This is a genomic window from Mycobacterium sp., assembly GCF_049802695.1.
Classification (GTDB): Bacteria; Actinomycetota; Actinomycetes; order Mycobacteriales; family Mycobacteriaceae; genus Mycobacterium.
This window is the reverse complement of the sequence record NZ_JBARMY010000062.1, coordinates 1-4,886: the sequence shown is the minus strand read 5'-3', so window position 1 is coordinate 4,886 and position 4,886 is coordinate 1. Positions and strand designations below refer to the sequence as shown.

Here is a 4,886-nt window from a genome sequence, read left to right as displayed (position 1 = left end):
AGGTTGCGGCGGCCCGCGACCACATCAGGGTCAGCCGGGTCGAAAAGCTCGAACAGTTCGATGAGGCGGGTGCGCACGGTTGTGCGCTCATCACCGGATGTCCGTCGTACCAAAGCCACCAGGCGGTCGAAGGCCGCCCCCACGTCCTGGTTGACGATCTGCACGTCGGCAGCCGCCAGCGCGGCCGCGATGTCACCCGGGGCCGCGTCGGCCATCGCGACGGCGTCAGGCCGTTGCGCTGTTGCGCGTGTCAAGAATTCGATCTGGCGGATCGCGCCCTTGGCTTCGGCATGGTTCGGGTCCGCATCCAGGATGGTCTGATACGAGCTGAGCGCGGCAGCGAAGTCGCCGGCCTCCAGCTGCTCGCGGGCTTGGCTCAGCGCCGGGTCGATCTCCGCTTCGTTGGAACCGGCTGCGCCGCTGAGCTTGCCGGCTGTCGCGGACAGCAGCGAGTCGAGCCAGCCCCGCAACTGCTCGGCCGGCTGGACACCCTCGAAACTGCTCAGCGGCTGACCGGCCGCCAGCGCCACGACTGTCGGGATCCGCTGCACGCCGAAGATCTGCGCCACCCGCGGCGCCGTCTCGACGTCGACGGTGGCCATTGACCACTTACCGTTGTCGGCGGCGGCCAGACCGGACAGAATGTCGGCCAGTTGCACGCAGGCCTCGCTGCGCGGCGTCCACAACAACACCACGACTGGAATATGTTGAGACCGAACCAGCACCTCGTCTTCGAAATTGGCTTCGGTGATCTCAGTGCCGAATTGCTCAGCTGACACCGCCTCGTCCGGGTCAGCGCCGGGCCGGGTGTTCTGCTGAGCACGTTGCTTGAGGCCGGACAGGTCGACCGCCCCGGCCAAGGCAGGGCCAATTGGAGGTCGTGGACGCGTCACGTCGACAAGTTTGTCATGCCGCTGGAAATGACGAGCAATGCGGTTGCCCACCAATGTTACTCACCAGTTATGGCGAAGATCACATCAGACCCAGCGGCGTGGCGCCAGCAAAGTCGAAAGGAACACGTACCAGTCAGTCGCTTGACAACGTACTGAACAGTAGCTTTGTCGGCGACGGGGTCTAACCGGCCCGCAACACCAGCGCGTCGCCCTGACCACCGGCGCCACACAGCGCCGCCACCCCGTAACCGGAGCCTCGGCGGGCCAACTCAAGAGCCACATGCAGCACGATGCGCGCCCCCGACATGCCGATCGGGTGGCCGACCGCAATGGCACCACCGTTGACGTTGGCGACGTCCGGGTTGACGCCGAGCTCCCTGGTCGACGCCAGAGCTACCGCGGCGAAAGCCTCGTTGATCTCGATGACATCGAGTTGCTCAACGGTGATGCCCTCCCGGTCGACAGCTTTCTTCACCGCCTTGGCGGGCTGCGACTGCAGGGTGGAATCCGGACCGGCCACCACGCCGTGGGCTCCGATCTCAACCAGCCAAGTCAGGCCCAGCGCCTGCGCTTTCTCCTTGCTCATCACGACGACAGCGGCCGCACCATCGGAGATCTGCGACGACGAGCCGGCCGTGATCGTGCCGTCCCGGCGAAACGCCGGCTTGAGCCCGGCCAGCGATTCGGCAGTGGTATTGACGCGAATTCCCTCGTCCTCGTTGAACTGCAGTGGATCACCTTTGCGCTGCGGAATGGTGACCGGCACCACTTCGTCGGCGAAAACACCGTCTTTCCATGCCGCCGCGGCCTTCTGATGCGACCGCGCGGCGTACTCGTCCTGTTCTGCCCGAGTGAACTGGTCGACCTCGTTGCGCTGCTCGGTCAGTGCACCCATCGGCTGGTCAGTGAACACGTCATGCAGGCCGTCGTAGGCCATGTGGTCTACGACGGTCACATCGCCGTACTTGTATCCGGCCCGGCTGTCGATCAGCAGATGTGGAGCCTTCGTCATGGACTCCTGGCCGCCGGCCACCACCACGTCGAACTCCCCGGCGCGAATGAGCTGGTCGGCCAGAGCGATGGAGTCCAGACCCGACAGACACATCTTGTTGATTGTCATTGCCGGGACGTCCCACCCGATGCCGGCCGCCACAGCGGCTTGCCGGGCGGGCAACTGACCGGCGCCGGCGGTCAGCACCTGGCCCATGATCACGTACTGCACCTCGGCGGGCGACACCTTGGCCTTCTCCAGCGCGCTCGCAATCGCGATGGCGCCCAGATCACTGGCCGAGAAATCCTTCAGCGAACCCATCAGTTTGCCGATAGGGGTGCGTGCTCCAGCAACTATCACCGACGTCGTCATCAATACCTCCAGCGCGGGCGCAGACGGCCTTTAAGACCGATCGAGAAGCGCAGTCTTTTTTCTCAGGTTACCGTGGCGATATGACCACCGATCACGTCGACGTCCGTCGGGCACTGTCTACCTCGCTGGTTACGGCGGTCGATCACGTGGGCATCGCGGTGGCCGACCTGGATGCGGCAATCGCGTGGTATCACGAGCACCTCGGAATGATCTTGGTGCACGAGGAAGTCAACGAGGACCAGGGTATCCGCGAGGCGATGTTGTCGGTGCGCGGCGCCCGCGGTGGCGGCGCTCAGGTGCAGCTGATGGCCCCGCTCGACGAGTCCTCGGCGATCGCGAAGTTTCTGGACAAGCGCGGTCCCGGCATTCAGCAGATGGCCTACCGGGTCAGCGATCTCGAGGCTCTTAGCGAGCGGCTTCGCGAGCAAGGCGTTCGACTGCTTTACGACAGTCCCCGCCGCGGCACGGCGAACTCCCGGATAAACTTCATTCATCCCAAAAGTGCCGGCGGGGTGTTGATCGAGCTCGTCGAACCGGCGCAGGGCTAGGACGGGCGCAGAATTACTTCACGACCACTTGCGGGTCGGACTGCGTGTCGTGCGGTTGGACCAGCAAGGTGTGTGCCAATGCCGCCGATCGTCGATTCCGGCTTGCGGTGAGTCAGCCGGCCACGCGACCAGATGTGCTGTGCCGGAGCGGATCTCATGGTCACAGCCTGGACAGCGGTATGTTTTACCCGCTCGGGCGGCAGCGATCGGCCGCACTTCGTATTCGTAGCCGTCCGGCCCGATTTCGAGCCGAGGCACTACCGGCAACGGCCGAAACGGCTGTTGCCGAGCTGCCGGATTTCGGCGGCGCGCCACGCAGTCAGTGTAGTCGGGCAGATCAGAACAGGCGGTAGTCGTCGCTGTCCATGCCGCGCATCTCGTCGTAATCCAGTACCAGGCAACGGATGCCGCGGTCGGTGGCCAGGGTGCGCGCCTGCGGTTTGATCTGCTGTGCGGCGAACACCCCGCTGACCGGTGCGAGCAAACTGTCGCGGTTGAGCAGTTCCAGATACCGGGTCAGCTGCTCGACGCCGTCGATCTCGCCACGGCGCTTGATCTCGACGGCAACCGAACGACCCTGTTGGTCGCGGCACAGCAAGTCAACCGGACCGATAGCGGTCATGTACTCACGGCGCACCAGGGTGTATCCGGCGCCCAGCAGCTCGACGTGCTCAGCGAGCAACGCCTGCAGATGTGCTTCGACGCCGTCTTTGACCAGCCCGGGGTCGATGCCCAGATCGTGGCTGGAGTCATGCTCGATCCGCTCGACGGTGATACGCAACTGCTCGCCCGCTTTGTTCTCCACCACCCACACCGGCACCGGCCCGTCGACGTCCTCGATCAGCCGGCACGGCGGACTCATCCAGTTCAGCGGTTTATAGGCCCGGTCGTCGGCGTGCACGCTGACCGAGCCGTCCGCCTTGAACAGCAGCAGCCGGCGCGCGGACGGCAGATGGGCCGTCAGCCGCCCGACGTAATCGACGGTGCACTGGGCGATGACTAGACGCACGCGACTCACCTTAGGGCCGCGGGCTCGGACGAATTAGGCTGACGACACCATGGCCGCGCCGACGATATCCCAGCGCCTGGGTCGAGTGCTGGAACGAGTGACCCAGCAGAGCGGGCGGCTGACGGAGACACCGGCGTATGGCTCCTGGCTGCTGGGGCGGGTGTCGGAAAGCCAGAGCCGCCGGCGGATCCGCATCCAGACGATCCTGACCATCGGCATGGTTCAGGCGAATGTCGTCGGGGTCGGCGTGGCAGTGCTGCTGGTCACGGTCGCTTTCCCAGTCCCAAGCGTCATCACCGACGCGCCAAAGTGGGTCACCTTCGGGGTGGTGCCCGCCTACATCTTGAGCGCAGGGGCGGTCGGCACCTATTGGATCACCCGCCGGACCGTGACCACCCTGCGATGGTCGATCGAAGAACGCAAGCCCACCCGGGCCGACGAGCGCAACACCTTCCTGGCCCCACTGCGAGTAGCGATCGTCACTCTGATCTTGTGGGGTCTCGGCGCGGCGTTGATGACGACGCTTTACGGCCTGGCCAACACACTGTTCATTCCCCAAGAACTGTTCTCGGTCAGCTTCTGCGGTGTTCTGGTCGCCACCGCCTGCTATTTGTTCACTGAGTTCGCCTTGCGCCCGGTGGCCGCCCAGGCCCTCGATGCGGGGCCGCCGCCGCGACGGCTGGCGCCGGGCATCATGGGCCGCACCATGGCAGTTTGGACGCTTGGCTCAGGTTTGCCCGTCGTGGGCATCGCCCTCACCGCGATCTTCTCGCTGGCACTGCGGGATCTCACCGAAACCCAGCTCGGGGTGGCGGTGCTGATCATCGCCATGGCAACGCTTGTCTTCGGATTTCTGCTGATGTGGATCTTGTCGTGGCTTATCGCGACACCGGTACGCATGGTTCGCGCCGCGCTCAAGCGCGTCGAACAGGGAAATCTGCGCGGCGACCTGGTGGTGTTCGACGGAACAGAACTCGGTGAGCTGCAGAGTGGTTTCAACGCGATGGTCAGCGGCCTGCGGGAGCGTGAACGGGTGCGAGACCTGTTCGGCCGTCACGTCGGGCGGGAGGTCG

6 protein-coding genes are annotated in these 4,886 nt (G+C 65.0%); 2 read left to right on the top strand and 4 right to left on the bottom strand.

Going from position 1 to position 4,886, the window contains the following annotated elements:
• Together WA317_RS02370 and WA317_RS02365 are read right to left on the bottom strand one after the other, a co-directional pair.
• On the bottom strand, positions 1-893 hold an 893-nt coding region (locus tag WA317_RS02370), incomplete at its 3' end, for a tetratricopeptide repeat protein (RefSeq protein ID WP_425171510.1).
• A 181-nt stretch (positions 894-1,074) separates the two neighbouring features.
• Positions 1,075-2,256 carry an acetyl-CoA C-acetyltransferase gene (locus WA317_RS02365; RefSeq protein ID WP_425171509.1) on the bottom strand — a complete coding sequence of 394 codons (1,182 nt, stop codon included), beginning with the start codon at positions 2,254-2,256 and terminating at the stop codon, positions 1,075-1,077.
• Between the two features lie 80 nt (positions 2,257-2,336).
• On the opposite strand from WA317_RS02365, the gene mce reads away from it, so the two are divergent.
• Positions 2,337-2,804 carry a methylmalonyl-CoA epimerase gene (gene mce / locus WA317_RS02360; protein ID WP_425171508.1) on the top strand — a complete coding sequence of 156 codons (468 nt, stop codon included), beginning with the start codon at positions 2,337-2,339 and terminating at the stop codon, positions 2,802-2,804.
• A gap of 18 nt (positions 2,805-2,822) precedes the next feature.
• Here the strand turns inward: mce and WA317_RS02355 are convergent, their stop codons facing one another.
• Both WA317_RS02355 and nucS read right to left on the bottom strand, forming a co-directional pair.
• On the bottom strand, positions 2,823-3,119 hold the full coding sequence (locus tag WA317_RS02355) for a hypothetical protein (RefSeq protein WP_425171507.1): 297 nt from the start codon (positions 3,117-3,119) through the stop codon (positions 2,823-2,825).
• Positions 3,120-3,141: 22 nt separating this feature from the next.
• The gene (gene nucS / locus WA317_RS02350) at positions 3,142-3,813 is read right to left on the bottom strand and encodes an endonuclease NucS (protein ID WP_425171506.1); all 672 of its coding nucleotides are present in this window, start codon (positions 3,811-3,813) and stop codon (positions 3,142-3,144) included.
• Positions 3,814-3,862: 49 nt separating this feature from the next.
• Here nucS and WA317_RS02345 point away from each other — a divergent pair.
• On the top strand, positions 3,863-4,886 hold a 1,024-nt coding region (locus WA317_RS02345; RefSeq protein WP_425171505.1), incomplete at its 3' end, for a HAMP domain-containing protein.